At 70.7% G+C, this 23,321-nt stretch carries 24 protein-coding genes; 15 read left to right on the top strand and 9 right to left on the bottom strand.

The annotated features are described in order from the left end of the window. Nucleotides 1-21 precede the first annotated feature (21 nt). Genes cysW through FK530_RS08710 form a run of 4 tightly spaced genes read left to right on the top strand, consistent with a single transcriptional unit; the run spans nucleotide 22 to nucleotide 4,043 of the window. Nucleotides 22-840 carry a sulfate ABC transporter permease subunit CysW gene (cysW, locus tag FK530_RS08725; protein ID WP_146486621.1) on the top strand — a complete coding sequence of 273 codons (819 nt, stop codon included), beginning with the start codon at nucleotides 22-24 and terminating at the stop codon, nucleotides 838-840. Then, nucleotides 830-1,828 (top strand): sulfate/molybdate ABC transporter ATP-binding protein, encoded by a 999-nt coding sequence (locus FK530_RS08720; protein WP_146486620.1) that lies wholly within the window; start codon nucleotides 830-832, stop codon nucleotides 1,826-1,828. Before cysW ends, FK530_RS08720 begins: the two co-directional genes overlap by 11 nt. A gap of 36 nt (nucleotides 1,829-1,864) precedes the next feature. Then, on the top strand, nucleotides 1,865-2,764 hold the full coding sequence (locus tag FK530_RS08715; protein ID WP_146486619.1) for a DUF1707 SHOCT-like domain-containing protein: 900 nt from the start codon (nucleotides 1,865-1,867) through the stop codon (nucleotides 2,762-2,764). A 40-nt stretch (nucleotides 2,765-2,804) separates the two neighbouring features. Next, nucleotides 2,805-4,043 (top strand): GNAT family N-acetyltransferase, encoded by a 1,239-nt coding sequence (locus FK530_RS08710; protein WP_146486618.1) that lies wholly within the window; start codon nucleotides 2,805-2,807, stop codon nucleotides 4,041-4,043. A 268-nt stretch (nucleotides 4,044-4,311) separates the two neighbouring features. On the opposite strand, the gene FK530_RS08705 is transcribed toward FK530_RS08710, so the two are convergent. The 4 genes from FK530_RS08705 to FK530_RS08690 are packed head-to-tail and all read right to left on the bottom strand — an operon-like array spanning nucleotide 4,312 to nucleotide 8,967. Next, the gene (locus tag FK530_RS08705; protein WP_146486617.1) at nucleotides 4,312-5,589 is read right to left on the bottom strand and encodes a sulfate adenylyltransferase subunit 1; all 1,278 of its coding nucleotides are present in this window, start codon (nucleotides 5,587-5,589) and stop codon (nucleotides 4,312-4,314) included. Then, the gene (cysD, locus tag FK530_RS08700) at nucleotides 5,589-6,527 is read right to left on the bottom strand and encodes a sulfate adenylyltransferase subunit CysD (RefSeq protein WP_146486616.1); all 939 of its coding nucleotides are present in this window, start codon (nucleotides 6,525-6,527) and stop codon (nucleotides 5,589-5,591) included. Before cysD ends, FK530_RS08705 begins: the two co-directional genes overlap by 1 nt. Next, a complete protein-coding gene (locus FK530_RS08695) occupies nucleotides 6,524-7,246 on the bottom strand; it encodes a phosphoadenylyl-sulfate reductase (protein WP_146486615.1) in 723 nt (240 codons plus the stop codon). Before FK530_RS08695 ends, cysD begins: the two co-directional genes overlap by 4 nt. Then, nucleotides 7,243-8,967, bottom strand: a complete 1,725-nt coding sequence (locus tag FK530_RS08690; protein ID WP_146486614.1) for a nitrite/sulfite reductase — start codon at nucleotides 8,965-8,967, stop codon at nucleotides 7,243-7,245. Before FK530_RS08690 ends, FK530_RS08695 begins: the two co-directional genes overlap by 4 nt. A gap of 313 nt (nucleotides 8,968-9,280) precedes the next feature. Here FK530_RS08690 and hemW point away from each other — a divergent pair, with 313 nt between their 5' ends. Further along, entirely contained in the window at nucleotides 9,281-10,429 is a 1,149-nt protein-coding gene (hemW, locus tag FK530_RS08685) for a radical SAM family heme chaperone HemW (RefSeq protein ID WP_223120195.1), read from the top strand. A 1-nt stretch (nucleotide 10,430) separates the two neighbouring features. Here hemW and FK530_RS08680 read toward each other — a convergent pair whose 3' ends face one another. From FK530_RS08680 to FK530_RS08670, 3 genes are all read right to left on the bottom strand, one after another. Continuing rightward, nucleotides 10,431-11,174: an SIMPL domain-containing protein gene (locus FK530_RS08680; RefSeq protein ID WP_146486612.1), complete on the bottom strand. Its 744-nt coding sequence runs from the start codon at nucleotides 11,172-11,174 to the stop codon at nucleotides 10,431-10,433. Nucleotides 11,175-11,240: 66 nt separating this feature from the next. Then, the gene (locus tag FK530_RS08675) at nucleotides 11,241-11,873 is read right to left on the bottom strand and encodes an SIMPL domain-containing protein (RefSeq protein ID WP_146486611.1); all 633 of its coding nucleotides are present in this window, start codon (nucleotides 11,871-11,873) and stop codon (nucleotides 11,241-11,243) included. Nucleotides 11,874-11,883: 10 nt separating this feature from the next. Further along, nucleotides 11,884-12,237 (bottom strand): type II toxin-antitoxin system VapB family antitoxin, encoded by a 354-nt coding sequence (locus FK530_RS08670; protein WP_146486610.1) that lies wholly within the window; start codon nucleotides 12,235-12,237, stop codon nucleotides 11,884-11,886. Nucleotides 12,238-12,296: 59 nt separating this feature from the next. On the opposite strand from FK530_RS08670, the gene hrcA reads away from it, so the two are divergent. From hrcA to era, 9 genes are all read left to right on the top strand, one after another. Beyond that, nucleotides 12,297-13,331, top strand: a complete 1,035-nt coding sequence (gene hrcA / locus FK530_RS08665; RefSeq protein WP_146486609.1) for a heat-inducible transcriptional repressor HrcA — start codon at nucleotides 12,297-12,299, stop codon at nucleotides 13,329-13,331. 139 nt (nucleotides 13,332-13,470) lie between these two features. Then, a complete protein-coding gene (gene dnaJ, locus FK530_RS08660) occupies nucleotides 13,471-14,637 on the top strand; it encodes a molecular chaperone DnaJ (protein WP_146486608.1) in 1,167 nt (388 codons plus the stop codon). A 6-nt stretch (nucleotides 14,638-14,643) separates the two neighbouring features. Continuing rightward, nucleotides 14,644-15,402, top strand: coding sequence for a 16S rRNA (uracil(1498)-N(3))-methyltransferase (locus tag FK530_RS08655; protein WP_146486607.1), 759 nt, complete (start codon nucleotides 14,644-14,646; stop codon nucleotides 15,400-15,402). Between the two features lie 58 nt (nucleotides 15,403-15,460). Continuing rightward, a complete protein-coding gene (locus tag FK530_RS08650) occupies nucleotides 15,461-16,180 on the top strand; it encodes an alpha/beta hydrolase family protein (protein WP_146486606.1) in 720 nt (239 codons plus the stop codon). Nucleotides 16,181-16,292: 112 nt separating this feature from the next. Beyond that, nucleotides 16,293-17,351, top strand: a complete 1,059-nt coding sequence (locus FK530_RS08645; protein WP_223120178.1) for a PhoH family protein — start codon at nucleotides 16,293-16,295, stop codon at nucleotides 17,349-17,351. Continuing rightward, complete coding sequence (gene ybeY, locus FK530_RS08640; RefSeq protein WP_146486604.1) at nucleotides 17,348-17,887, top strand: rRNA maturation RNase YbeY; 540 nt, start codon at nucleotides 17,348-17,350, stop codon at nucleotides 17,885-17,887. Before FK530_RS08645 ends, ybeY begins: the two co-directional genes overlap by 4 nt. Nucleotides 17,888-17,890: 3 nt before the next feature. Beyond that, nucleotides 17,891-19,216 (top strand): hemolysin family protein, encoded by a 1,326-nt coding sequence (locus FK530_RS08635; protein ID WP_146486603.1) that lies wholly within the window; start codon nucleotides 17,891-17,893, stop codon nucleotides 19,214-19,216. Then, complete coding sequence (locus tag FK530_RS08630; protein ID WP_146486602.1) at nucleotides 19,213-19,536, top strand: cytidine deaminase-like protein; 324 nt, start codon at nucleotides 19,213-19,215, stop codon at nucleotides 19,534-19,536. Before FK530_RS08635 ends, FK530_RS08630 begins: the two co-directional genes overlap by 4 nt. Continuing rightward, complete coding sequence (era, locus tag FK530_RS08625; RefSeq protein ID WP_146486601.1) at nucleotides 19,533-20,489, top strand: GTPase Era; 957 nt, start codon at nucleotides 19,533-19,535, stop codon at nucleotides 20,487-20,489. The genes FK530_RS08630 and era overlap by 4 nt, the downstream gene beginning before the upstream one ends. A 9-nt stretch (nucleotides 20,490-20,498) precedes the next feature. On the opposite strand, the gene FK530_RS08620 is transcribed toward era, so the two are convergent. Both FK530_RS08620 and FK530_RS08615 read right to left on the bottom strand, forming a co-directional pair. Then, the gene (locus FK530_RS08620) at nucleotides 20,499-20,711 is read right to left on the bottom strand and encodes a hypothetical protein (RefSeq protein ID WP_146486600.1); all 213 of its coding nucleotides are present in this window, start codon (nucleotides 20,709-20,711) and stop codon (nucleotides 20,499-20,501) included. 56 nt (nucleotides 20,712-20,767) lie between these two features. Continuing rightward, the gene (locus FK530_RS08615; RefSeq protein WP_146486599.1) at nucleotides 20,768-22,348 is read right to left on the bottom strand and encodes a hypothetical protein; all 1,581 of its coding nucleotides are present in this window, start codon (nucleotides 22,346-22,348) and stop codon (nucleotides 20,768-20,770) included. 136 nt (nucleotides 22,349-22,484) lie between these two features. Between FK530_RS08615 and recO the strand changes: the two genes are divergently transcribed. Then, nucleotides 22,485-23,282, top strand: coding sequence for a DNA repair protein RecO (gene recO, locus FK530_RS08610; protein ID WP_146486598.1), 798 nt, complete (start codon nucleotides 22,485-22,487; stop codon nucleotides 23,280-23,282). The last annotated feature ends 39 nt before the right edge of the window (nucleotides 23,283-23,321 follow it).

The following is a 23,321-nucleotide window of genomic DNA, read 5'->3' as shown; positions in this document are numbered from 1 at the left end:
GCGCAGCGAGGAGAAGAGCCGATGAACCTCTCCAGGAGAACCGTCCTCAGCCTCCGATCGGTCGCGCTGCTGTACCTGCTGGTGCTGCTCGTCCTACCCATCGGCGTGATCCTGTACCGCTCGTTCGAGCGCGGCTTCGGCGAGTTCTGGGCCTGGATCACCACCCCGGCCGCGATCTCGGCGCTGCAGCTGTCGTTGCTCATCGTCGCGATCGTGGTGCCGCTCAACGTGATCTTCGGCGTGCTGGTGGCACTCGCCCTCGCCCGCGGGAAGTTCCGCGGCAAGGCCGCGCTGCAGGCGGCCGTCGACCTGCCCTTCGCCGTCTCGCCGGTCGTCGTGGGCGTCGCGCTCATCATGCTGTGGGGCGTGGGAGGCTGGTTCGGCGGCATAGAGTCGCTCGGCTTCCGCATCATCTTCGGGCTCCCCGGCATGGTGCTGGCGACGACCTTCGTCACGCTGCCCTTCGTGGTGCGCGAAGTGGAGCCGGTGCTGCACGAGATCGGTCAGGACCAGGAGCAGGCTGCGGCGACACTCGGCGCGAGTGCCTGGCAGACGTTCTGGCGGATCACGCTGCCCGCGATCCGCTGGGGCCTGACCTACGGCGTGGTGCTCACGATCGCCCGCGCGCTGGGCGAGTACGGCGCCGTGCTCATGGTCTCGTCGAACTTCCCGGGCATTTCGCAGACGCTCACCCTGCTGGTGAGCTCACGCAACCACGACGACTACAACACTTTCGGGGCGTACGCCGCCGCGACGCTGCTCATGCTGCTGGCGCTCGTCGCGCTGGTGGCGATGTCCCTGCTCGAAGCGACCCGCAGGAGGAACCGCGATGACGATTAACGTGGTGGGAGCCAACAAGCGCTACGGCGATTTCGCGGCCCTCGACGACGTCTCCCTGGAGATCCCGGACGGCTCGCTGACCGCACTGCTCGGGCCGTCCGGCTCGGGCAAGTCGACGCTGCTCCGCTCGATCGCCGGGCTCGACCGGCTCGATTCGGGCCTCGTCGAGATCAACGGCGTCGACGTCACGCACGCGACCCCGCAGCAGCGCGACATCGGCTTCGTCTTCCAGCACTACGCGGCGTTCAAGCACATGACCGTGCGCGAGAACGTCGCCTTCGGACTCAAGATCCGCAAGCGTCCCGCAGCCGAGGTCAAGGCCAAGGTCGACGACCTGCTCGAGGTCGTCGGGCTCGCGGGTTTCCAGACCCGCTACCCGGCGCAGCTGTCGGGCGGTCAGCGCCAGCGCATGGCGCTCGCCCGCGCCCTGGCGGTGGACCCGCAGGTGCTCCTGCTCGACGAGCCCTTCGGGGCGCTGGACGCGAAGGTCCGCGACGAGCTGCGGTCCTGGCTGCGGCGGCTGCACGACGAGGTCCACGTGACCACCGTGATCGTGACGCACGATCAGCAGGAGGCGCTCGACATCGCCGACCGCATCGCCGTGCTCAACAAGGGCCGTATCGAGCAGGTCGGTACTCCCGCGGACGTCTACGACCGACCCGAGACCGAGTTCGTCATGTCCTTCCTCGGCTCGGTGGCGAAGCTCAACGGCGTGCTGGTGCGCCCGCACGACATCCGGGTGGGGCGCACGCCGGAGCTGGCGCGCGCCGGCGGGCTCAGCTCCGAGGAGGCGGGTGTGCTCCGCGCCGAGGTCGAGCGCGTGGTCTACCTCGGCTTCGAGGTCCGTGTGGAGCTCAGGAACGCCGCGACGGGGGAGCGCTTCCAGGCGCAGATCACGCGCGGCGACGCCACCGCCTTGGACCTGTCCGAGGGGGATTCCGTGTACGTGCGGGCCACGCACGTCCCGGAGATCGCGGCCCCGAAGTAGCGTCCCACGGCGTCGCGCCGATGTACCGTCGTGAACATGGCGGCGCGGCATGAAGAACCGCGGGAACCGGACGAAGCAGGACTGCGGGCGCGGGACGTCGATCGGGTGTGGGTCATGGCCCGGCTCGACGAGGCCTTCGCGGACGGTCAGCTCTCGGCCGACGAACACCTCGACAGGCTGGAGACCGCCCGGACCGCGGTGCGGGTCCACGAGCTCGATCACGTGCTGCGCGATCTGCGCCTCCCCGCGGCTCCGACGGCGCGGCCGCGGGAGAGCCGGCGGCGCGCGCGGATCGTGATCGGCCTGGCGGCGGTCGCCGTCGCAGCGGTGGTCGTCGTCCTCGGCGTGGCGTTCTTCTCCATCGAGGCGATACCCGACGAGGCCGCGCCCGCCGGTGTCGCGCCCGCCGGTGTCGCGCCCGCCGGTCCCGCCGCAGTCGTCGCGTCCGAGACCGACCGGCTCGTGGGCGGGCCCGTCTTCGCCGCCGCCGGCCTCGACGAGGTGGTGCGCGCGATCCGCGAGAAGTTCGGCACCACGGTGATCGAGGGGGTGCACTTCTACCGCGACAAGGCGGTCGCGAGCATCCCCGAGGCCACGTCCCCGACGGGCTCGGCCTGGTACACCTACTCGCTCGGCGGCGCTTTCCACGAACGCGAGGTCTACGGCGGCCAATCGGTCTCGTCGGACCCGAACCTCCGCGTCGACGTGGCGAAGCTCGACACCCGCCGCCTCGCGGCGCTGATCGCCTCGGCGCCCGAGCGGCTGGGGCTGACGACCGGGGCGGTGCCGCGCACCGTGCCGTTCCGGGTCACCGTCGGCGGCGACGACGGCGGCCAGGTGTGGGTGGGCGTCAACAGCAACGGTCTCGATTCCCATCTGGTCGCGGGGCTGGACGGGAGCATCCTCGGCGTGCACCGCTGCGGTTGGGGGTGCTGATCGCCGAAATGCAGTTGTGCGCGCCGGTAACGTTGGCGGTATGACCGATTCGAGCGGTATCGACTTCCAGCGCGTCACGACCCGCGAACAGTTGCTCGGCTTCCAGGAGTGCGCCTCCATCGGCTTCCAGAGCGCGCTGCCGGACGCCGAGCAATGGCTCGAAGCGGTATCGGCGCAACTGGATTCGCTGGACCATAGGGTGGCGGTCGACGGGGAGCGGACCGTCGGGACCTTCCTCTCCTTCGATCAGGAGCTGACCGCCGTAGGCGGGGCGCGGGTGCCGGTCCGGGCCGTCTCGGCCGTGACGGTGCTGCCCACTCATCGACGTCGCGGCATCCTCGCCACGCACATGCGCGACTGCCTGACGGCGGCCCGAGCGGACGGCGCCGCCGCGGCCACTCTCATCGCCGCGGAGCACGCCATATACGGCCGGTACGGCTTCGGCCAGAGCACCGAGGTCGTCGACTTCCGGATATCGGTCGACCGCAGCAACCTGCCGGCGCGACGGTCGGGCGAGCTGCGGTACGTCGCGGGCGAGGACTACCTGGCCGCCGCCGACCGGGTTCGCGAGCGCGTGAACATCCCCGGCCGCGTCTCACGTCTCGAGATCAACGGCCGGCAGGCCGCGGGCCTGCTCGGAAAGAGTGACGACAAGCAGCGTCTCGTCCTGCGTCGCGACGGGGACGTCGCGGGCGTGCTGACGTACACCGTCGCGAACAAGTGGACCGACTCCCGGCCCGACTCGACCGTGACCATCGTCGAACTGCTCGGCGTGGACGCGGCCGCCGAACGCGAGCTGTGGGCGTTCGCCATGAGCATCGACTGGGTCACCGCCGTCGTCGCGCCGCAGCGCGCGCTCGACGACATCGTGACCACCGTTCCCGACGATCCGCGGATCGTCCAGGTATCCAACCGCTGTGACATGCTGTGGCTCAGGCCCTTCGACGTGCCCGCCCTGTTCGCGACGCGCACCTACGCCGCCCCGGGGCGGCTCGTCCTCGACGTCACCGACCCGGGGTTCGACGGGGCCGGCCCGGGCCCGGCGCACGGCCGGTTCCTGATCTCCACCGACGGCGGAGCCGGGACCTGCACGCCGTCGGACGAGCCCGCGGACCTCGCCCTCGACGTCACCGATCTCGGTCGGCTGTGGCTCTCCGATGAGCCCGTCGCACGTCGGGTCGCCGTCGGTTCGGTGCGCGAGCTGAACGACGGGGCCGCGGCCCGCGCCGACCTCATGCTGTTCAGCCCCCGCCGACCGTGGGGAGTCGAGCACTTCTGATGCTCGACCACTCGACGTCGCCCGCGTTCCTGCGGGTGGAGCGGGACATGCACGTGAGTCGGCTGTCGTGCGTTTTCACGTGGCCGCCGCGGGGAGACGTGGAATTGTGGCTGTCCTTTCCGGGAATCCCCGGCGCTGCGGGAGTCGGATTCCTGCCGGAGGAGGACGACGAGTACGAGACCTACCACGATCGACGGGCGCAGTGCACCTCGCGGACGACGGCCGCACCTCCGGGAACCGAGGTGCGGCCGTCGGACCGTCGAACTGCTCAGACCAGGTGCGCCAGGGCGTCCCCGACCAGGCCCGCGGCGAGGGTGTTGCCACCGGCGGGGTCGATGAGCAGGAACGAGCCCATCTCCCGGTTCTTGTCGTAGTCGTCGGCGACGATCGGCTCCGCGGTCTGGACCGTGATGCGGCCGATCTGGTTCAGTTCCAGCGTGGTGCCCTCGCCGACGGTGAGGTTCTGCTCGTCGAACACCGCGTCCAGCCCGCCGACGATGGCCTGCGTGGTCTTGGTGCCGTGCTTGAGCAGCAGGCGGGCCCCGATGCGTAGCGGCTTCTCGGCCAGCCAGCACACGGTCGCCTCGAACTGCTGGCGCGGCTCGGGGGCGTCGGCGGCGGAGACGATGACGTCACCGCGCGAGACGTCCACGTCGTCGGCGAGGATCACCGTGACCGAGCGGCCGGTGTGCGCCGAGGCGAGCTCCCCGTCCGGGGTGTCGATGCGCTCGACGCGGCTGCGGGTGCCGGCGGGGAGAACCAGCACCTCGTCGCCCACGTCGACGGTGCCCGCGGCCACCTGCCCGGCGTAGCCGCGGTAGTCGGGGTACTCGGGCGTGCGCGGCCGGATCACGTACTGCACCGGGAACCGGAAGCCGATGGGCTTCGTGTCCGGGTCCGTGGGGATCGACTCGAGGTGCTCGATCAGCGACGGGCCGTCGTAGTACGGCGTGCCCTCCGAGCGTGAGGCGACGTTGTCGCCGTGCAGCGCCGACACGGGGATCGCGTGGACGGACTCCTCGGACCAGCCCAGTGAGCCGGTGAGCGCGCGGAACTCGGTGGAGATCTCCTGGAAGACCGACGCCGGGTCCTCGACCAGGTCGATCTTGTTGACCGCGAGCACCAGGCGCGGGACACCCAGCAGCGACAGCACGGCGGCGTGCCGGCGGGTCTGCTCGATGACGCCCTTGCGCGCGTCGGTCAGCAGGATCACGACCTGGGCGGTGGACGCGCCGGACACCGTGTTGCGGGTGTACTGCACGTGCCCCGGGGTGTCGGCGAGGATGAACGACCGGTTGGGCGTCGCGAAGTAGCGGTAAGCCACGTCGATGGTGATGCCCTGCTCGCGCTCGGCCCGCAGGCCGTCCACCAGCAGCGACAGGTCGGGGGTGTCGAGGCCCTTGTCGACCGATGCCCGAGTCACGGCGTCGATCTGGTCGGCGAGGACCGACTTCGTGTCGTACAGCAGTCGCCCGACGAGGGTGGACTTGCCGTCGTCGACGGAGCCGGCCGTGGCCAGGCGCAGCAGCGCGGGGGCGGTGCTCATCAGAAGTAGCCCTCCTTCTTGCGGTCCTCCATGGCGGCCTCGGAGACGCGGTCGTCGCCACGGGTGGCGCCGCGCTCGGTGAGGCGCGACGCGGCGACCTCGGCCATGATCTGCTCGTTGTTCGACGCGGTGGATTCGATCGCGCCGGTGGTGGAGCCGTCACCCACCGTGCGGTACCGCACCGACAGGGTCCGCACCTCCTCGCCCTCGCGCGGGCCGCCCCACACGCCGGAGGTCATCAGCATGCCGTCGCGCGAGTAGACCTCGCGCTCGTGCGCGTAGTAGATCGACGCGAGCTCGATGTCCTCGCGGGCGATGTACCGCCAGATGTCGAGCTCGGTGAAGTTGCTGATGGGGAACACGCGCACGTGCTCGCCCGGGGCGTGCCGTCCGTTGTAGAGGTTCCACAGCTCGGGGCGCTGCCGCTTCGGGTCCCACTGGCCGAAGGCGTTGCGCAGCGAGAAGATCCGCTCCTTGGCGCGGGCGCGCTCCTCGTCGCGGCGGCCACCGCCGAAGACGGCGTCGAACCGGTTCTCGGAGATGGCGTCCAACAGCGGCACCGTCTGCAGCGGGTTGCGGATGCCGTCGGCGCGCTCCTCGAGCCGGCCGTCGGCGAGGTAGTCCTCGACCTTCGCGACGTGCAGGCGCAGGTTGTACTTCTCGACCATTCGATCGCGGAAGTCCAGGACCTCGGGCAGGTTGTGGCCGGTGTCCACGTGCAGCAGCGCGAAGGGGAGCGGCGCGGGCCAGAAGGCCTTCACCGCGAGGTGCAGCAGGACCGTCGAGTCCTTGCCGCCCGAGAACAGGATGACGGGGCGCTCGAACTCGCCCGCGACCTCCCGGAAGATGTGGACGGCCTCGGACTCCAGCGCGTCGAGCGTGCTGAATTCGGTGTGGTCGGCGGCGATGACGGGCTCCGTGGGCTCGGTGATGGTCATGAGGCGTGCAGTCCGCATTCTGTCTTGGTCGAGCCGGCCCAGCGGCCGCTACGAGGATCGGAACCCGGGGCGGGCTTGTTGGTGCAGGGCTGGCAGCCGATCGACGGGTAACCCTCGTCGACCAGCGGGTTCACCAGGATGCCGTTCTCCTCGATGAACCGTTGCATCTGCTCGTCGGTCCAGTCGACGATGGGATTGACCTTGAGCAGGCCGAAGCCCTCGTCGAAGGAGATGAAGGGCGCGTTCGCGCGGGTGGGCGACTCGACGCGGCGGATACCGGTGACCCAGGCGCGGTAGCCCGCCAGGGTCTTGCGCAGCGGCACGACCTTGCGCAGGTTGCAGCATTGCGCCGGGTCGGTCGCGAACAGGTCCTTGCCGACGGTCGCGTCCTGCTCCCCGACGCTCTGCGCGGGCGTCACGTTGAGCAGTTCCACCTCGTAGATCGCCTCGACCGCGTCGCGCATGCCGATCGTCTCGGGGAAGTGGTAGCCGGTGTCGAGGAACAGCACCTTCGGGCGGTCCTGGACCTGCTTGGCGAGATGCACCAGCACCCCGTCCTGCATGTTGGAGGCGACGACGAAGTCCTCGCCGAAGGTGTCCAGCGTCCACTGCAGCAGGGTGAGCGCGTCGGCGCCCTCCAGCTCCTTCGCCGCGCGGTCCGCGAGGGCGCGGAGCTCGTCCGCGTCGCGTCCGGTCAGGGGGTTCGACGGTGCGCTCATCGCAGATCCTCTTCCGCGGCCCGGAGCGTCCACTGCGCGAACCGCTCGCCGGTCTCGCGCTGTGCCACGAAGTTCCGCACCACTCGCTCGATGTAGTCCCCGAGCTCCGTCGACAGCACCTTGTGCTGGCGCAGCTTGCGACCGAACCCGCTGTCGAGGCCGAGGCTTCCACCAAGGTGAACCTGGAAGCCCTCGACTTGATTCCCCTCGTGGTCGTCCACGAGCTGGCCCTTGAAGCCGATGTCGGCGATCTGGGAGCGGCCGCACGAGTTCGGGCAGCCGTTGATGTTCACCGTGATGGGCACGTCGAGCCGGGCGTTGATGTCGTTCAGCCGTTGCTCCAGATCCGGGACCAGCACCTGCGAGCGCTTGCGGGTCTCCACGAAGGAGAGCTTGCAGAACTCGATGCCGCTGCACGCGATGAGGTTCCGGCGCCAGATCGACGGCCGGCCCTGCAGGCCCAGCGGCGCCAGCTCGTCGATCAGGGAATCGACCTGGTCATCGGGGACATCGAGAACGATGAGCTTCTGGTACGGCGTGAAAGAGGCACGGTCGGAACCGATCCGCTCCATCGCGTCGGCCACCTTGCTCAGGACCGTGCCCGAGACGCGGCCGGCGATGGGGGAGAAGCCGACGGCGTTGAGGCCGTTGCGCAGCTTCTGCACGCCGATGTGGTCGATGGGGCGCTCCGGCAGCGCGGGGGCGGGACCGTCGATCAGCTTGCGGCCGAGGTACTCGTCCTCGAGGACCTGACGGAACTTCTCGATGCCCCAGTCCTTGACGAGGAACTTCAGCCGCGCCTTCGACCGGAGCCGGCGGTAGCCGTAGTCGCGGAAGATCGAGACGACGCCCTCCCAGACGTCGGGCACCTCGTCGAGCGGGATCCACGCGCCGACCCGCTGAGCCAGCATCGGGTTCGTCGACAGGCCGCCGCCGACCCACAGGTCGAGGCCGGGGCCGTGCTCGGGGTGCTCCACGCCGACGAAGGCGACGTCGTTGATCTCGTGCACCACGTCCTGCTGGCCCGAGATGGCGGTCTTGAACTTGCGCGGCAGGTTCGAGTACTTCGGGTCGCCGATGTAGCGGCGCACGATCTCGTCGATCGCGGGGGTGGGGTCGAGGACCTCGCCGAAGGACTCGCCCGCCAGCGGCGAGCCGAGCACCACGCGGGGGCAGTCCCCGCACGCCTCGGTGGTCTTGAGGCCGACGGCCTCGAGCCGCTTCCAGATCTCCGGGACGTTCTCGATCTCGATCCAGTGGAACTGGACGTTCTCGCGGTCCGACAGGTCGGCGGTGTCGCGGCCGAACTCGGTGGACAACTCGCCGAGGGTACGCATCTGGGCGGCGTCGAGCTTCCCGCCGTCGCACCGCACCCGCATCATGAAGTAGGGCGCCTCGAGCAGGTCGATGTTCTCGTCACCGGTGTACGTGCCGTCGTAGCCCTGCTCGCGCTGCGTGTACAGGCCCCACCAGCGCATCCGGCCGCGCAGATCGGCCTTGTCGATCGACTCGAAGCCCTGCTTCGAGTAGATGTTCTCGATCCGCGCCCGCACGTTGAGCGGGTTGTCGTCGCGCTTGGTCTGCTCGTTCGCGTTGAGCGGCGTGCGGTACCCCAGCTTCCACTGGCCCTCCGACTTGCGCTTGACCGGCCGCGTGCGCGCCGGCCGCGTCGGTGCGGCCTCGGCGGCGGAGGGGACAGGGGCGTCGGCGATCGACGTCATGGAGACTCCTGGGAGATTCATGGGATGGTGCGCCGGGCTGGTGGCGCTCAGGTGACTCGACGCGGCAGAGGGCGTCGGGAATCAGGCCCGACAGCCGCTGCTGCAGACCCGCAGGTAATCGATGTGCCGGCGCGATGCCAGCAGCTCACCCTGTTCATCCATCGAGATCATTGTGCCACTGGTTGGGCCCGATCTCAGAATCGGGTTCCGCTCACCGATGAGCGAAATCCGGTGAGCGCCGAGGGCCCTCCGGTCTGGTGCCTGCCAGACTGGACGGGTGACCGCCCCGCACGCCACCGACGCCGCTCCCGTTCTGCCCTCACTCGAGGGCGCGGACGCGCCGTTCGGGCTCTACCTGCACGTTCCGTTCTGCGCGACACGCTGCGGATACTGCGACTTCAACACCTACACGGCGGGCGAGCTCGGTGCGTCGACGTCACCGCAGGCCTGGGCGGACGCGATCGACGGGGAACTCGCGCTGGCGCGCGGCGTCGTCGGCGACGCCGCGGTGTCGACGGTCTTCGTCGGCGGCGGCACCCCGTCGCTCCTGGGCGGCGACGGGCTCGCCGCCCTGCTGGACACGGCCCGTCGACACTTCCGGTTCGCCGACGACGCCGAGGTGACCACCGAGTCCAACCCCGAGTCGACCTCCCCGGAGTTCTTCGCGCGTCTGCGGGAGGCGGGCTTCACGCGGATCTCGCTCGGCATGCAGTCGGCCGCCGCGCACGTGCTCAAGGTGCTCGATCGCACCCACACGCCGGGACGCGCGGTCGCGGCGGCGAAGGAGGCGCGCGCGGCCGGATTCGAGCACGTCAACCTGGACCTGATCTACGGCACGCCGGGGGAGTCCGACGACGACCTGCGGGCGTCGCTCGACGCCGTGCTCGACGCCGGGGTCGACCACGTCTCCGCGTACGCGCTCATCGTCGAGGACGGCACCGCGCTGGCCCGGCGGATCCGCAGGGGCGAACTGCCCGACACCGACGACGACGTGCTCGCCCACCGCTACGAGATGCTCGACGGGGCCCTGCAGGACGCCGGCTTCGACTGGTACGAGGTGTCGAACTGGTCCCGCTCGGAGGCGGGCCGATGCCGGCACAACGAGCTGTACTGGGAGGGAGCGAACTGGTGGGGCGCGGGGCCCGGGGCGCATGGTCACGTCGCCGGCACGCGGGTCTGGAACGTCAAGCACCCGGCGCGCTACGCCGAGGCCGTCGCGGGCGGCGCACTGCCGCTCGCGGGCCACGAGGTGCTCACCGCCGAGGACCGGCACGTCGAGGACGTCATGCTGCGTGTGCGCATGCGCTCGGGCATCCCGGTCTCGGTGCTGCGGCCCGACGAGATCGCCCGGGCCGAGGACGAGGTCGCCGTCGGGAACCTGGGCCGGCTGGGTGACGCGTACGTGCTGACCGATGCCGGCAGGCTGTTGGCCGACGGCGTGGTGCGTCGCCTCCTGGACTGAGCTACGACAGGGCCCAGACCACTGTCACCGTCACCGTGAGCGACTGTTCGCCGGTCTCGATCGGGACCGGCGACGCGGCGACCCCCGGGGCCGAATCGGGCGTGTACTGCCGGGCCGTGGTCGGGCGCGCGGGCGCTCCCTCGGTCACCGTCCGGACCTCGCCGAGTCTGCCTCCGGAGAGCTTGGCGTACTGCTCGGCCCGGCTCTTCGCCTCGGCGAAGGCCTTGTCGCGGGCGGTGGCCTTGAGCGCGGAATCGTTCTCGACGTCGAAGCCGACGGAGCTGATCCGCGTGGCGTCGCCGCCCGCGGTCGCGAGGTCGCCCAGCAGTTTCGACGCGGTGTCGAGCTTGCGGACCTTCACGGTGAGCGACTGCGTCGCCTCGTAGGAGGTGATCTGCCGGTCGGTGCCGTAGCGGGGGTTGACCCGCACGTTCGCGGTGGCGATGTCCTTCCTGTCGATGCCGTTCGCGCCCGCCGCATCGATCACCTTCTGCGCGCTCGCCGAGGCGTCGTTGAGGGCCGTGGTGACGTCGCCCGCCTGGTGCTGGACGGCGAGCTCGACCGTCAGCACGTCCGGTTTGCCGGAGGCGTCTCCGGTGCCGACGGCCGTGATCTCGCGCGGCGAGTCGTTGCTGGTGCTCGACGATCCGCACGCCGTCACCGACCCGCCCAGCACGACCGCCGCGAGGAGTGCGACGCCGGTGGTGCGCAGTTTCCGTGCTGTGCTGGATGTGGAGTTCGCCATGGCCCCAGCGTGGCAGCGGCGGCCCGCCGCCGCAGCCGATCGCCCGTTACGGCAACGGGCGGACGGTTACACCAACTCCCATTCGACGGTGACCTGTGCGCCGACCTCCTGCTCGCCGGCCTCCATCGCCGGTCCGGCGGGCGCCGCCGCGGCGAGCGACTTGGCGGCGACGTGCACCTCGGCGCGCGGACTCGGCGAGGAATCGTCGGTGATCGACAGCACGGCGCCGAGAGCGTCGCCCGACAGGCCCGCGAACTGCTCCGCCTTGGCCTTCGCGTGGGCGAAGGCCGCCTCGCGGGCCGCCGCGGCGGGTGCGGCGCCGTCGGACACGGTGAAGGTGACGGATTGGATCCGCGCGGCGTCGCCCGCGGCGCTCGCGGCCGCCTGGAGCACCGCGGCGGCGTCGGCGACGGTGCGGATGGTGACCGTGAGGGACTCGGTCGCGGCGTAGCCGTCCAGCCGACGGTCCTCCCACGGGCCCGTCTCGACGGGCTGCAGCCCGACGTTCGACGTGGCGACGTCGCCCTCCGACACGCCGGCCTCGTGAACCGCGGCGACGACCGCGCGCGCCGCCGCGCCGGCGCCGGTGAAGGCCGTCGCGACATCGGCCGCGCGGAACTCCACGCCGATCCGGGCGATGACGACATCGGGGGTCGCGGTGGCGACGCCGGTTCCGGTCAGGCGGATGGTGCGCGACATGGGAGTCCTCTCAGTCCTGGCGGGCGTGCTTGCCGTACCTACCCGAGGATGCCGGACGCCGCGGAGTGCCGGGCGGGAGCGCGTGCACCCGGCAGTGCAGCACCTCGCGGCCGCGCAGCGCGGACCGGACGGCGCGGTGCAGACCGTCCTCGAGGTAGAGGTCGCCGTTCCACTCGACGGCGTGCGGGAACAGGTCGCCGTAGAAGGTGGAGTCCTCGGAGAGGAGGCGATCCAGCGCCAGCACGGTGGTGGTGGTGATGATCGCGCTCAGCCGCACCTGCTGCGGCGGGATCTGCGACCAGTCGCGGGCGGTGAGGCCGTGATCCGGGTACGGCTTCCCGTCGAGTACGCCCTTGAAGATCACGGCTCGACTCTAGCCCGCGTAAACTGGTCCTTCGAAGTTCACTCGCGAAAGGACGCGCCATGTCGACGACGGAGGACCGCCGCTTCGAGGTGCTCCGGGCGATCGTGGCCGACTACGTCGAGACGCATGAGCCCGTCGGCTCGAAGGCCCTGGTGGACCGCCACCACCTCGGCGTCTCCAGCGCGACGGTCCGCAACGACATGGCGGTCCTCGAGGCCGAGGGGTACATCACGCAGCAGCACACCAGTTCCGGCCGCATCCCCACCGAGAAGGGCTACCGGCAGTTCGTGGACCGGATCGCCCAGATCAAGCCGTTGTCGGCGGCCGAGCGGCGTGCGATTCTGCAGTTCTTGGAGACCGGTGTCGACCTCGATGACGTGCTGCAGCGCTCCGTGCGGCTCCTGGCGCAGCTCACCCGGCAGGTCGCGGTCATCCAGTACCCGGTCATCAGCTCCGCGCGCGTGCGCCACCTCGAGGTCGTCGCCCTGGCTCCCACGCGATTGCTGCTCGTGGTCATCCTGGACTCGGGCCGCGTCGAGCAGCGGCTCGTGGAACTGGGCGACGCCGCGTCGGACGAGGACCTCTCCCGGTTGCGCGAGCTGTTCGGCGCGGCGGTGCACGGGAAGCTGATCCCCGACGCCTCGATGGGTGTCGCGGACCTCGCGCCCCTTGCGCCGCGGGACCTGCGCGACGCGGTCATCAGGGTGTCCACGGTGCTGGTCGAGACGCTCGTCGAGCGCGCAGACGACCGACTGGTGCTGGGCGGCACCGCGAACCTCACCCGCAACGCCGCGGATTTCGACGCCGTCTCCGGGTCCCTGCGCAGTGTGCTCGAGACGCTGGAGGAGCAGGTGGTGGTGCTCAAGCTGCTCACCGCGCGGCAGCAGCCCGGCACCGTCTCGGTGGCGATCGGCTCGGAGACGCAGGACGAGAACCTGCGCGGTGCGTCGGTGATCTCCACCGGCTACGGCGCCCCCGGCGCGATCTTCGGCGGCGTCGGCGTGCTGGGGCCCACCCGCATGGACTACCCGGGCACGATCGCGTCGGTCGCGGCGGTCGCACGTTACGTCGGCGAGGTGCTCGGCGAGCGCTGACTGCGCCGCGGACGCCCCTGCGGCCGCGCCCCGACCTGCGCGAATGGTCCGAACCGGCGGTGTGGTGGAATCATGGGTTGAGCGCGGTCCGAGCAGGTCCGCTGACTGTCGCCGATTTCGTTAGAGGGATTACGCAGAAGTGGCACGTGATTACTACCGCATCCTCGGGGTCGATTCGAAGGCCTCCGACCAGGAGATCAAGCGCGCGTACCGCAAGCTCGCCCGCGAGCTGCATCCCGACGTGAACCCCGACGAGGCTGCCCAGGAGAAGTTCCGCGACGTCTCCGACGCCTACGAGGTGCTCAGCGACCCCGAGAAGCGCCGCGTCGTGGACATGGGCGGTGATCCGCTGGACAGCTCGCCGGGCGGCGGCGGGTTCGGCGCCGGCGGCTTCGGCGGGGGGTTCTCCGGCGGCCTCGGCGACGTCTTCGAGGCGTTCTTCGGCGGCGGCATGGGCGGCGGGGGCCGCGGCCCGCGCGGCCGGGTCCGCGAGGGCAACGACGCACTGATCCGCATGGAGCTCGATCTGGACGAGTGCGCCAACGGCGTGAGCCGGGAGCTGACCGTCGACACGGCGATCCTCTGCGACAAGTGCCACGGCGCCGGCACCGAGGGCGACAGCAAGCCGTCGACGTGCCCCACCTGCCACGGCGCGGGCGAGGTGCAGTCCGTCCAGCGGTCCTTCCTCGGCCAGGTCATGACCTCGCGGCCGTGCCCCACCTGCTCGGGCGTCGGCGAGATCATCGAGAACCCCTGCAGCAAGTGCAGCGGCGACGGCCGCGTGCGCACCCGGCGCAACCTCACCGTGAAGATCCCCGCCGGCGTCGGCGACGGGATGCGCGTCCGGCTCGCGGGCCAGGGCGAGGTCGGTCCCGGCGGCGGTCCCGCCGGCGACCTCTACGTCGAAGTCACCGAGCGCGAGCACGAGTACCTCACCCGGGACGGCAGCACCCTGCACGTGACGGCGCGGGTCCCGATGTTCGACGCGGCGCTGGGGTCCGAGGTCGTGGTGCCCACCGTCATCGACGGCGAGCTCACGGTGGAGGTGGCCCCGGGTACTCAGACCGGCGACACCAAGGTGCTGCGCGGCCACGGCATGCCGCAGGTCAACTCGCAGGTGCGTGGCAATCTCGTCGTCCACTTCGACGTCGCGGTCCCGTCGCGTCTGGACAAGAAGCAGACCGAGAAGCTGCGCGAGCTCAAGGCGCTGTTCCCGGGCGAGGGCCCGCAGGCGGCGCGGCGCGGCGGCGCGGACCAGGGCGGCGGCATCTTCTCCCGCCTGCGCGACACTTTCGCCGGACGGTAGCCGCAGGTGGCGGCCACCGTCTTCCTCGCGGAGTCGCTCCCCGCGCCGGGGGAGGAGCACCTCCTCGCGGGCGACGAGGGGCGGCACGCCGCGGCGGTCCGGCGGGTGCGGACGGGCGAGGAGCTCGTACTCTCCGACGGTGCCGGCGGGTTCGCTCGCTGCACGGCGATCGCGGTGGGCAAGGCGGACGTGACGGTGCGGTGCGCCGAGACCTGGAGGGTGCCGCCCGCCTCGCCGCGCGTGGTGCTGGTGCAAGCGCTGCCCAAGTCCGACCGCTCCGAATTGGCGGTGGAGCTCGCCACCGAGGCGGGGATCGATGCGATCGTCCCGTGGCAGGCTGCCCGGTGCGTCTCCCGGTGGGACGGGGGCAAGGGGAAGGCCGAGAAGGGCGTCGCGCGGTGGCGCGCGGTGGCTCGTTCCGCCGCGAAACAAGCACGGCGAGCGTATGTTCCGGAGGTCCACGACCTGGTGACGACGCGGGAACTCGTTCCGTTACTCACCAGTATGGATGCGAATGTAGTTGTCTTGCACGAGGGTTCGGCGGTGCCTCTCGGCGAGGTTGACTTCTCAGTAACCGAAACCGTCGTTATCGTGGTGGGGCCGGAGGGCGGAATCAGCCCCGAGGAACTGGAAGCCCTGGTCGGGATGGGTGCGCAGCCCGCGCTCCTCGGCCCGACGGTGCTGCGGACATCGACCGCCGCAGCCGTCGCCCTGGGCGCTCTGGGAGTGATGACAGACAGATGGTCCGGCACGCCGCCGGACTGAACGAACCGGATCGGCGGGGTGCCGTCCGGCGGCTGGGACGAAGGAGTGCTCGGACACGATGGCGCGTCGCATCTTCTACGGCAGCGAGGAATCGCAGCACGGGCACTTCTACCCGGGGGACGCCGACAAGCCGCTGGTCACCCTGGTGCACGGCGGTTACTGGCGGAACCTGTACTCGATGACGATGGAGTCCAAGGTCGCCAAGGACCTCAACGACCGCGGCTACCCGGTGTGGAACATCGAGTACCGCCGCGTCGGCGAACCGGGCGTGGTGTGGCCGATCCTCGGCGACGATGTCCTCGCTGCGATCGACTACGGCACCGCCAAGCTCGCCAAGGGCGCCGGGCACATCGTCGCGGCCCACAGCGCCGGCGCCACCCTCGCGGTCTGGGCCGCCGCGCAGCGCCCCGACCTGCTCGGTGTGATCTCCCGCGGTGGCGTGCTCGACCTCATCGAGCGCGGCGACGGCGACCAGTCGATGCGCCTGCTCTTCGACCTCGCGCCGAACGCCAACCAGCGGCTCATCAAGCGGACCTTCGCGCAGGCCAGCCCCGTCGCGGCGATGCCCTTCTCGACGCGCGTGCGGGCGCTGCACGGCCGGCTCGACGAACAGGTGCCGTACCAGCTCTCCGAGTGGTTCCTCTCGCAGGCGCAGGAGAACGGCATGGACGCGACGCTCACGATGATCGAGGGCGAGGGGCACGACGACTTCCTCGAGCCCGGTTCGAAGGGGCACGCCGCCACCCTCGCGGCCATCGAGGAACTGTCCGTCCGGTGACGCGCGCCGCGGCGGGATCGGCCGCGGGCGAAACCCACGGGCCTTCCCGGGGTCAGCGGTACTAAACTGGGCGTATCCGCACCGTCAGGCGCGGTGACCGCCGAGACAAGGATTGACGCACCGCGTGCCAGACCCCACCAGTTCCGACAGCCCCGCTCAGGCAGTGACGCCGGCGCGGTCCACCGTCGAGATCCCCGTCGAGCTGACCTTCGGTCTCCTCGGCCCCGCGGACGCGAACCTTCGTGCGCTCGAGGGCGCGCTCGCCGCGGACATCCATGCGCGCGGCAACGTGATCACGCTGTCCGGTCGCCCCGCCGACGTCGCGCTGGCGGAGCGCGTGCTCGCCGAGCTGCTCGCCGCTGTCCGCAGCGGCGTGGCCGTGAGCCCCGAGGAGGTGCGCCGTTCCATCGGCATGATGACCGACGGTTCTGGCGAGTCGCCCGCCGAGGTGCTCACCCTCGACATCATCTCCCGCCGCGGGAAGACGGTGCGCCCCAAGACGGTGAACCAGAAGAAGTACGTCGACGCCATCGACGAGCACACCATCGTCTTCGGCATCGGCCCCGCGGGCACCGGCAAGACCTACCTCGCGATGGCCAAGGCCGTGCAGGCTCTGCAGTCCAAGCAGGTCAGCCGCATCATCCTGACCAGGCCCGCGGTCGAGGCGGGGGAGCGGCTGGGCTTCCTGCCCGGCACTCTCAACGAGAAGATCGACCCGTACCTGCGCCCGCTGTACGACGCCCTGCACGACATGATGGACCCCGAGGCGATCCCGAAGCTGATGGAGGCCGGGGTCATCGAGGTCGCGCCGCTCGCCTTCATGCGCGGCCGCACCCTCAACGACGCCTTCGTCATCCTCGACGAGGCGCAGAACACCACCGCCGAGCAGATGAAGATGTTCCTCACGCGCCTCGGCTTCGGCTCGAAGATCGTGGTGACGGGTGACACCTCGCAGGTCGACCTCCCCGGGGGTGCGACCAGCGGCCTGCGCGCCGCGGTCGGCATTCTGCGCGGCATCGACGACATCCACATCTCCGAGCTCACCAGCTCGGACGTGGTGCGGCACCGGCTGGTCGCCGAGATCGTGGACGCGTACTCCCAGTTCGAGGAACAGCTCGAAGCCACCAAGCGCCCGCAGCTGGGCGCCCGACGCATCCCGGGACGCCGATGAGCATCGAATTCGCCAACGAGTCGGGTTTCGACGTCGATGAGGCGGAGGTGGTGGCCGTTGCCGGCTTCGCCATCGCCGCGATGGACGTGCACCCGGGCGCCGAGCTGAACATGCTCGCCGTCGACCTCGACACCATGGCCGACCTGCACGTGAAGTGGATGGACCTGCCCGGCCCCACCGACGTCATGAGCTTCCCGATGGACGAGCTCACCCCGGGCGGGCGCCCGGACATGACCGACGCCGGGCCGGCGACGCTCGGCGACATCGTGCTGTGCCCGCAGTTCGCCGCGGAGCAGGCCACCGCCGCGGGGCACTCCACCGCGCACGAGCTCAACGTGCTCACCGTGCACGGCGTGCTGCACCTCCTGGGGTTCGACCACGCCGAGCCCGACGAGGAGCGTGAGATGTTCGCGCTCCAGGACAGCATCCTCGCCGAGTACTACGCGCAGCAGCGGGACAAGGAGCGCCGCGCCCGTCAGTCCGCTCGCGACGACAAGCTGCTGGGCCGCACCGGCTTCCTGGGGCGGCGGGACTGAGCCGTGTCCTCGTCGATCCTGCTGATCGTCGGCGTCGTCGCACTGGTCCTGCTGGGCGGGCTGTTCGCGGCCGTCGACTCCGCTCTGCTCACGGTGTCACCGGCGCGCGTCGAGGACCTCGTGGAGGAGGGCCGGCCCGGCGCGAAGCGCCTGCAGCGCGTCCTCGTCAACCGACCCCTCTACGTCAACCTCGTGGTGCTGCTGCGCACCGCGTGCGAGGTCCTCTCCACGGTCCTCGTCTTCCTCGTGCTCGACCGCTACCTGTCCACCGTGTGGACCGCGGTGGTCACCGCCGTTGTGATGACGGTGGTCAGTTACGTCCTGATCGGCGTGGGCCCCCGCACCCTCGGCCGCCAGCACGCCTACACGCTCGGGTGCTCGACCGCGGTCCTGCTGCAGGCGATCGCGATCCTGATGGGGCCGATCACGCGCCTGCTCATCCTGCTCGGTAACGCGATCACCCCCGGCCGCGGCTACCGCAACGGCCCGTTCGCCACCGAGGTCGAGCTGCGCGAGCTCGTCGACCTCGCGCAGCAGCGCGGCGTGGTGGACGAGGACGAGGGCAAGATGATCCAGTCCGTCTTCGAGCTCGGCGACACCGCGGCGCGCGAGGTCATGGTGCCGCGCCCGGAGATCGTGTGGATCGAGGCCGACAAGTCGGTCTCGCAGGCGACCCGGCTCGCCGTCCGCTCCGGCCACTCCCGCATCCCCGTCATCGGGGAGAACGTCGACGACGTGCGCGGGGTCGTCTATCTCAAGGACCTCGTCGCCCTGCCCGACGGTGCCGACCGCCACGCGATCGAGGTGGGCCGGATGGCCCGGCCGGCGGTCTTCGTGCCCGATTCGAAGCCCGTCGATGCGCTGCTGCGCGAGATGCAGCACACCAACAACCACATGGCCGTCCTGGTCAACGAGTACGGTTCGATCGCCGGTCTGGTGACCATCGAGGACGTGTTGGAGGAGATCGTCGGCGAGATCACCGACGAGTACGACGCCGGTGAGATCGCGCCCGTGGAGGAACTCGGCGACGGGGTGTTCCGGGTGTCCGCCCGGCTCGACCTGGAAACGCTGGGCGAGCTCTTCGACGAGGAGATCGAGGAGGACGAGGTCGACACGGTCGGCGGCCTCCTCGGGCTGGCGCTGGGCAGGGTGCCCCTGCCGGGCTCCGCGGCCCGGGCGCACGGCCTGCTGCTGGAGGCCGAGGGCGCGACCGATCGCCGCGGCCGGATGCGGATCTCGACGGTCCTCGTGCGCAGGGCCGAGGCCGAGGACGGCGCACCGTCGGACGACGGGCCCGCAACCGAGAACGATCAGAAGGAGTCCGTGTGACCGAGACCTCCGACGAGGACCGCAAGCTGGTGACCCTCGCGCGCGGCGCGATGGGCCGGGCCGGCGCAGCGCACGGCGCCGCGGTCCGGGACCTCGACGGCCGCACCTACGCGGGCGCCCCCGTCGCCCTGTCGTCCCTGGCGATGACGGGGCTGCAGGTGGCCGTCGCCGCGGCCCTGAGCTCCGGGGCGGAGGGCTTCGAGGCCGCCGTTCTCGTGGGTACCGCCGATGGCGCCGATCCAGGCGTGGCGGCCCTGCACGAGGTGTCGCCGACGGCACCGATCCTGTTGTTCGACGCGCGTGGAGAGGCCCTGACGTGACCGAAGAGACCCAGACGCACGGCGACAACGGCGAGAACTTCCGGTCCGGCTTCGTGTGCTTCGTGGGACGGCCCAACACGGGAAAGTCCACGCTGACCAATGCTCTGGTCGGCGCGAAGGTGGCGATCACCAGCTCGCGCCCGCAGACCACCCGCTCGACGATCCGCGGCATCGTCAACCGGCCCGACTGCCAGCTCGTCCTCGTGGACACCCCGGGCCTGCACCGGCCGCGGACGCTGCTCGGGCAGCGGCTGAACGACCTGGTGCGCGACACCTACTCCGAGGTCGACGCGATCTGCCTGACCATCCCCGCGGACGAGAAGATCGGCCCCGGCGACCGGTACATCCTCGATCAGGTGCGGCACATGGCGCCGAGAACGACTCTGATCGGCGTGGTCACCAAGATCGACAAGGTGGGTCGCGACAAGGTCGCGGAGCAGTTGATGGCAGTGTCCGCGTTCCTCGGCGGGGAGTGCGATGTGATCCCCGTGTCCGCCACCTCCGGCCAGCAGGTCGAGGACCTGGTGCAGCTGCTCGCCTCGAAGATGGAGCCGGGCCCGGCGTTCTACCCGGACGACGAGATCACCGACACCGACGACGACACGATGATGGCCGAGCTCATCCGTGAGGCCGCGCTCGAGGGCGTGCGCGACGAGTTGCCGCACTCGCTGGCCGTCGTGATCGAGGAGGTGCTGGAGCGGGAGAAGACGGAGACGCAGGAGAAGTCGGGCAAACCCGCGATGCTGGAGGTGCACGCCCTGCTCTACGTGGAGCGGCCCTCGCAGAAGGCGATCATCATCGGCAAGGGCGGCTCGCGCCTGAAGTCCGTGGGGACCGCGGCACGCGGCGAGATCGAGAAGCTCCTGGGCCGCAAGGTGTTCCTCTCGCTGCACGTGAAGGTGGCGAAGGACTGGCAGCGCGACCCGAAACAGCTGGGACGGCTCGGCTTCTAGGGGCCCGGCTCAGCGGCCGAGCATCCGCTGCCACCAGTTGGGGCGCGCGTTCCGATACGTCCCGGTGTCCGGGAGCGGCCCGGGGTCGTCCGTTCTGCCATCGACGGAGTCGATCATCTGCCGGGGCACTGGATCCTTGAACGCGCGAAGTCCGCTCACGACCACGCGGATCATGCCCCGGCGTTCGTCGATGGACACCGGATCCCGCGTCGCGTCACTCATGCCGGCCTCCCGTACTCCGCCCGCGTTCCTCAGTATTCTCGCACCGCTGACAGGTTTCAGGAGTGCTGGTCGAGGAGTGCGGCGAGCGGGATCTCCTCGAGCTCCGAGTAACCCGTGCCGCGCCACCGGAACAGGCCGGAGCCGGTCGCGACCAGGAGTTCGTCGCCGTGCCGAGCGACGGACACCTGCGTGATGTGGATCGGTGCGACCGCCACCGGTTCGAGCGTGTCCCCGTCCAGGCGGACCAGCAGCCAGAACTGCTCCTCACTCCGGTACTCGCACGGTCCTTCGAGGGGCCACCAGCCGTCGTCGCCGGTGCCGTCGGCCGGGTGACAGACGACGAACAGGTCGTCGCCGATCGTCCGCATGCTCCAGCCGCGCTGCAGGGTGCGGGGGCTGCGCCCGACCGTGAGGTCGGGGCGCACCTCGAGAGCCGTCGGGTTGCCGAACATGCCTCCGGTGAAGACACGCGGCGGCGCACCGCCGAACCCGTCCGGATTGGGGCCGACCTCGTGGAGTACGGGCCCGACGGTGATCCCACCTCGTTCGTCGATCCGCACAAGCCGGAAGGTTCGATCCTCCGGTTCGATCTCCCCGTTGCAGGTCAGCAAGAGGAACGCCGCGTCAGTGGCGGCGCCCCAGCGCGGCGCGTCACCTACGTACACGGGCTCGCGCAACGTGACGTCCTCGGCTTCGATCACGTGCAGCCGCACGGTGTTCCGCTCCTCGCTGAGCGCGATCAGCGCGGTGTTGCTGCCGCTGACGACGGAGTCGACCGGCAAGGTCGATACGCGAGTGACGGCCCCGTCGGCGATGCGGAACACCCCGTCCGACCTGAACGCCCAGCACGCACCCGCGGCGGCCCACACTGTCGGGATCTCGTACTCCTCCTTCGGCGTCACCGCGCCGGGCAAGAGGTGCTCCGTCGGTTCGTCCTCGCCGGAGAGGTCGTACTCCACTACAAGCGGAAGCTCGCGATCGATCACCCACACCCGATCGCCGTCGACCGCAACAGCGTCGGGGCACACCCGCGGCCGTGGTGTCGCGGGCGGGACATCCGCGAGATCGAGATCGACGATCGCCGCCCACTCCTGCCGCATGCCGCCGTCCTCGGCCGTCGCCTCCGACGGTCCGCCGAACCACTGCGGGCATTCGTCGACGTCGCGATACCGGTAGGTCCCGGGCACGGCGACGTACCGGCCGCGCTCCTCGTCGAGATGCATCAGGACCGATTCGATCTGCACGCGGAGGATCCGACCGCGGACGCGGACCGGTCGCCCGCCGTAGACGTAGTCGGCGTAGACGGTGCCGCGCACGTGCACCGGCCCCGAGGCGGGGCGCGACGCGCCCCAGAACACCTCCCAACCGACCCCGCGCAGCCGCGTCGGCCATCGCATCCGCCGCTCGTCGCCGCGGCCGGTGACGGACGGCGCACCGTCGGGAATCGCGAGGGCGGTGAGCTCGGAGACGGCCGCGTCGCTCGGGTCGTGGGCGTCCGCCTCTCGGAAGCCGATCACGTATTCGCCGATCTCGCCGACGATGGGTGGGGGAGGCGATCCATCGCCCAGCATCCAACTGGCGATGCTCACCCGCAGGGGCAGTACCGCGCCGCGGGGCGTCTCGAACGGGGTGCTCACGCCTGCTCCGGCGTGGCGACCTTTCCTGATGAATCCGTCATAGCTGATCTCCTCGTGACGTTCGGAGATCAGTGTGCCAGACGGTGGCGGCGCGGCGGGGCCGTATCCGTCGGTGTGGGGTGGGATGATGGAGGGTATGAGGTCGTACCGGGACAGCGCTGTGGTGCTGCGGCAGCACAAGCTGGGGGAGGCCGATTACATCCTCACGCTGCTGACCCGGGAGAACGGCCTGGTCCGCGCGGTCGCGAAGGGCGTGCGCCGGCCGCGGTCGCGGTTCGGCGCGCGGCTGGAGCTGTTCGCCCACGTCGACCTGCAGCTGCACCCCGGCCGCAACCTGGACATGGTGACGCAGGTGCACTCGATCGCCGCCTACTCGGGCGATCTGGCGGGCGATTACGGGCGCTACACCACGGCCTGCGCCGTGATCGAGACCGCGGAACGACTGGCGGGCGAAGAGCGGGCCCCGGCGATGGAGCTGCACCGGCTCACCGTCGGCGCACTGCGGGCCATCGCGGCCGGCGTACGCGACCGGGACCTGGTGCTGATCTCCTTCCTCCTGCGCGCCATGGAATCGGCGGGCTGGGCGCCCGCGCTCACGCTGTGCGCCCGCTGTGGCGACGAGGGGCCGCACCGCGCCTTCCACGTGGCCGCGGGCGGCGCTGTCTGCGTGCACTGCCGTCCGTCGGGATCAGCGGTGCCGGGGCAGGGCGTGCTGGATCTGATGGCGGCTCTCGCGCGGGCCGATTTCGACTTCGCCGAGTCCACCGGCGAGCGGGTGCGCAGGCAGGCGAACGGGCTCGCCGCGGCGCACCTACAGTGGCACGTGGGGCGGCAGCTGCGATCGCTGCCCATGATCGAGCGGCACGCGCCGCACAGCCCGGCCCTCGCGGCCGGTGAGAGGGAGGTCGACGGTGCCGGGACTGCGGCGGGGTAGGTCGAAGACGCCACCGGCGCCGGTCGCGGTGCGGCCGCC

It is taken from the genome of Tsukamurella conjunctivitidis (assembly GCF_007858475.1).
Lineage (GTDB): Bacteria > Actinomycetota > Actinomycetes > Mycobacteriales > Mycobacteriaceae > Tsukamurella > Tsukamurella conjunctivitidis.
This window is presented reverse-complemented; position numbering and strand designations above follow the sequence as displayed.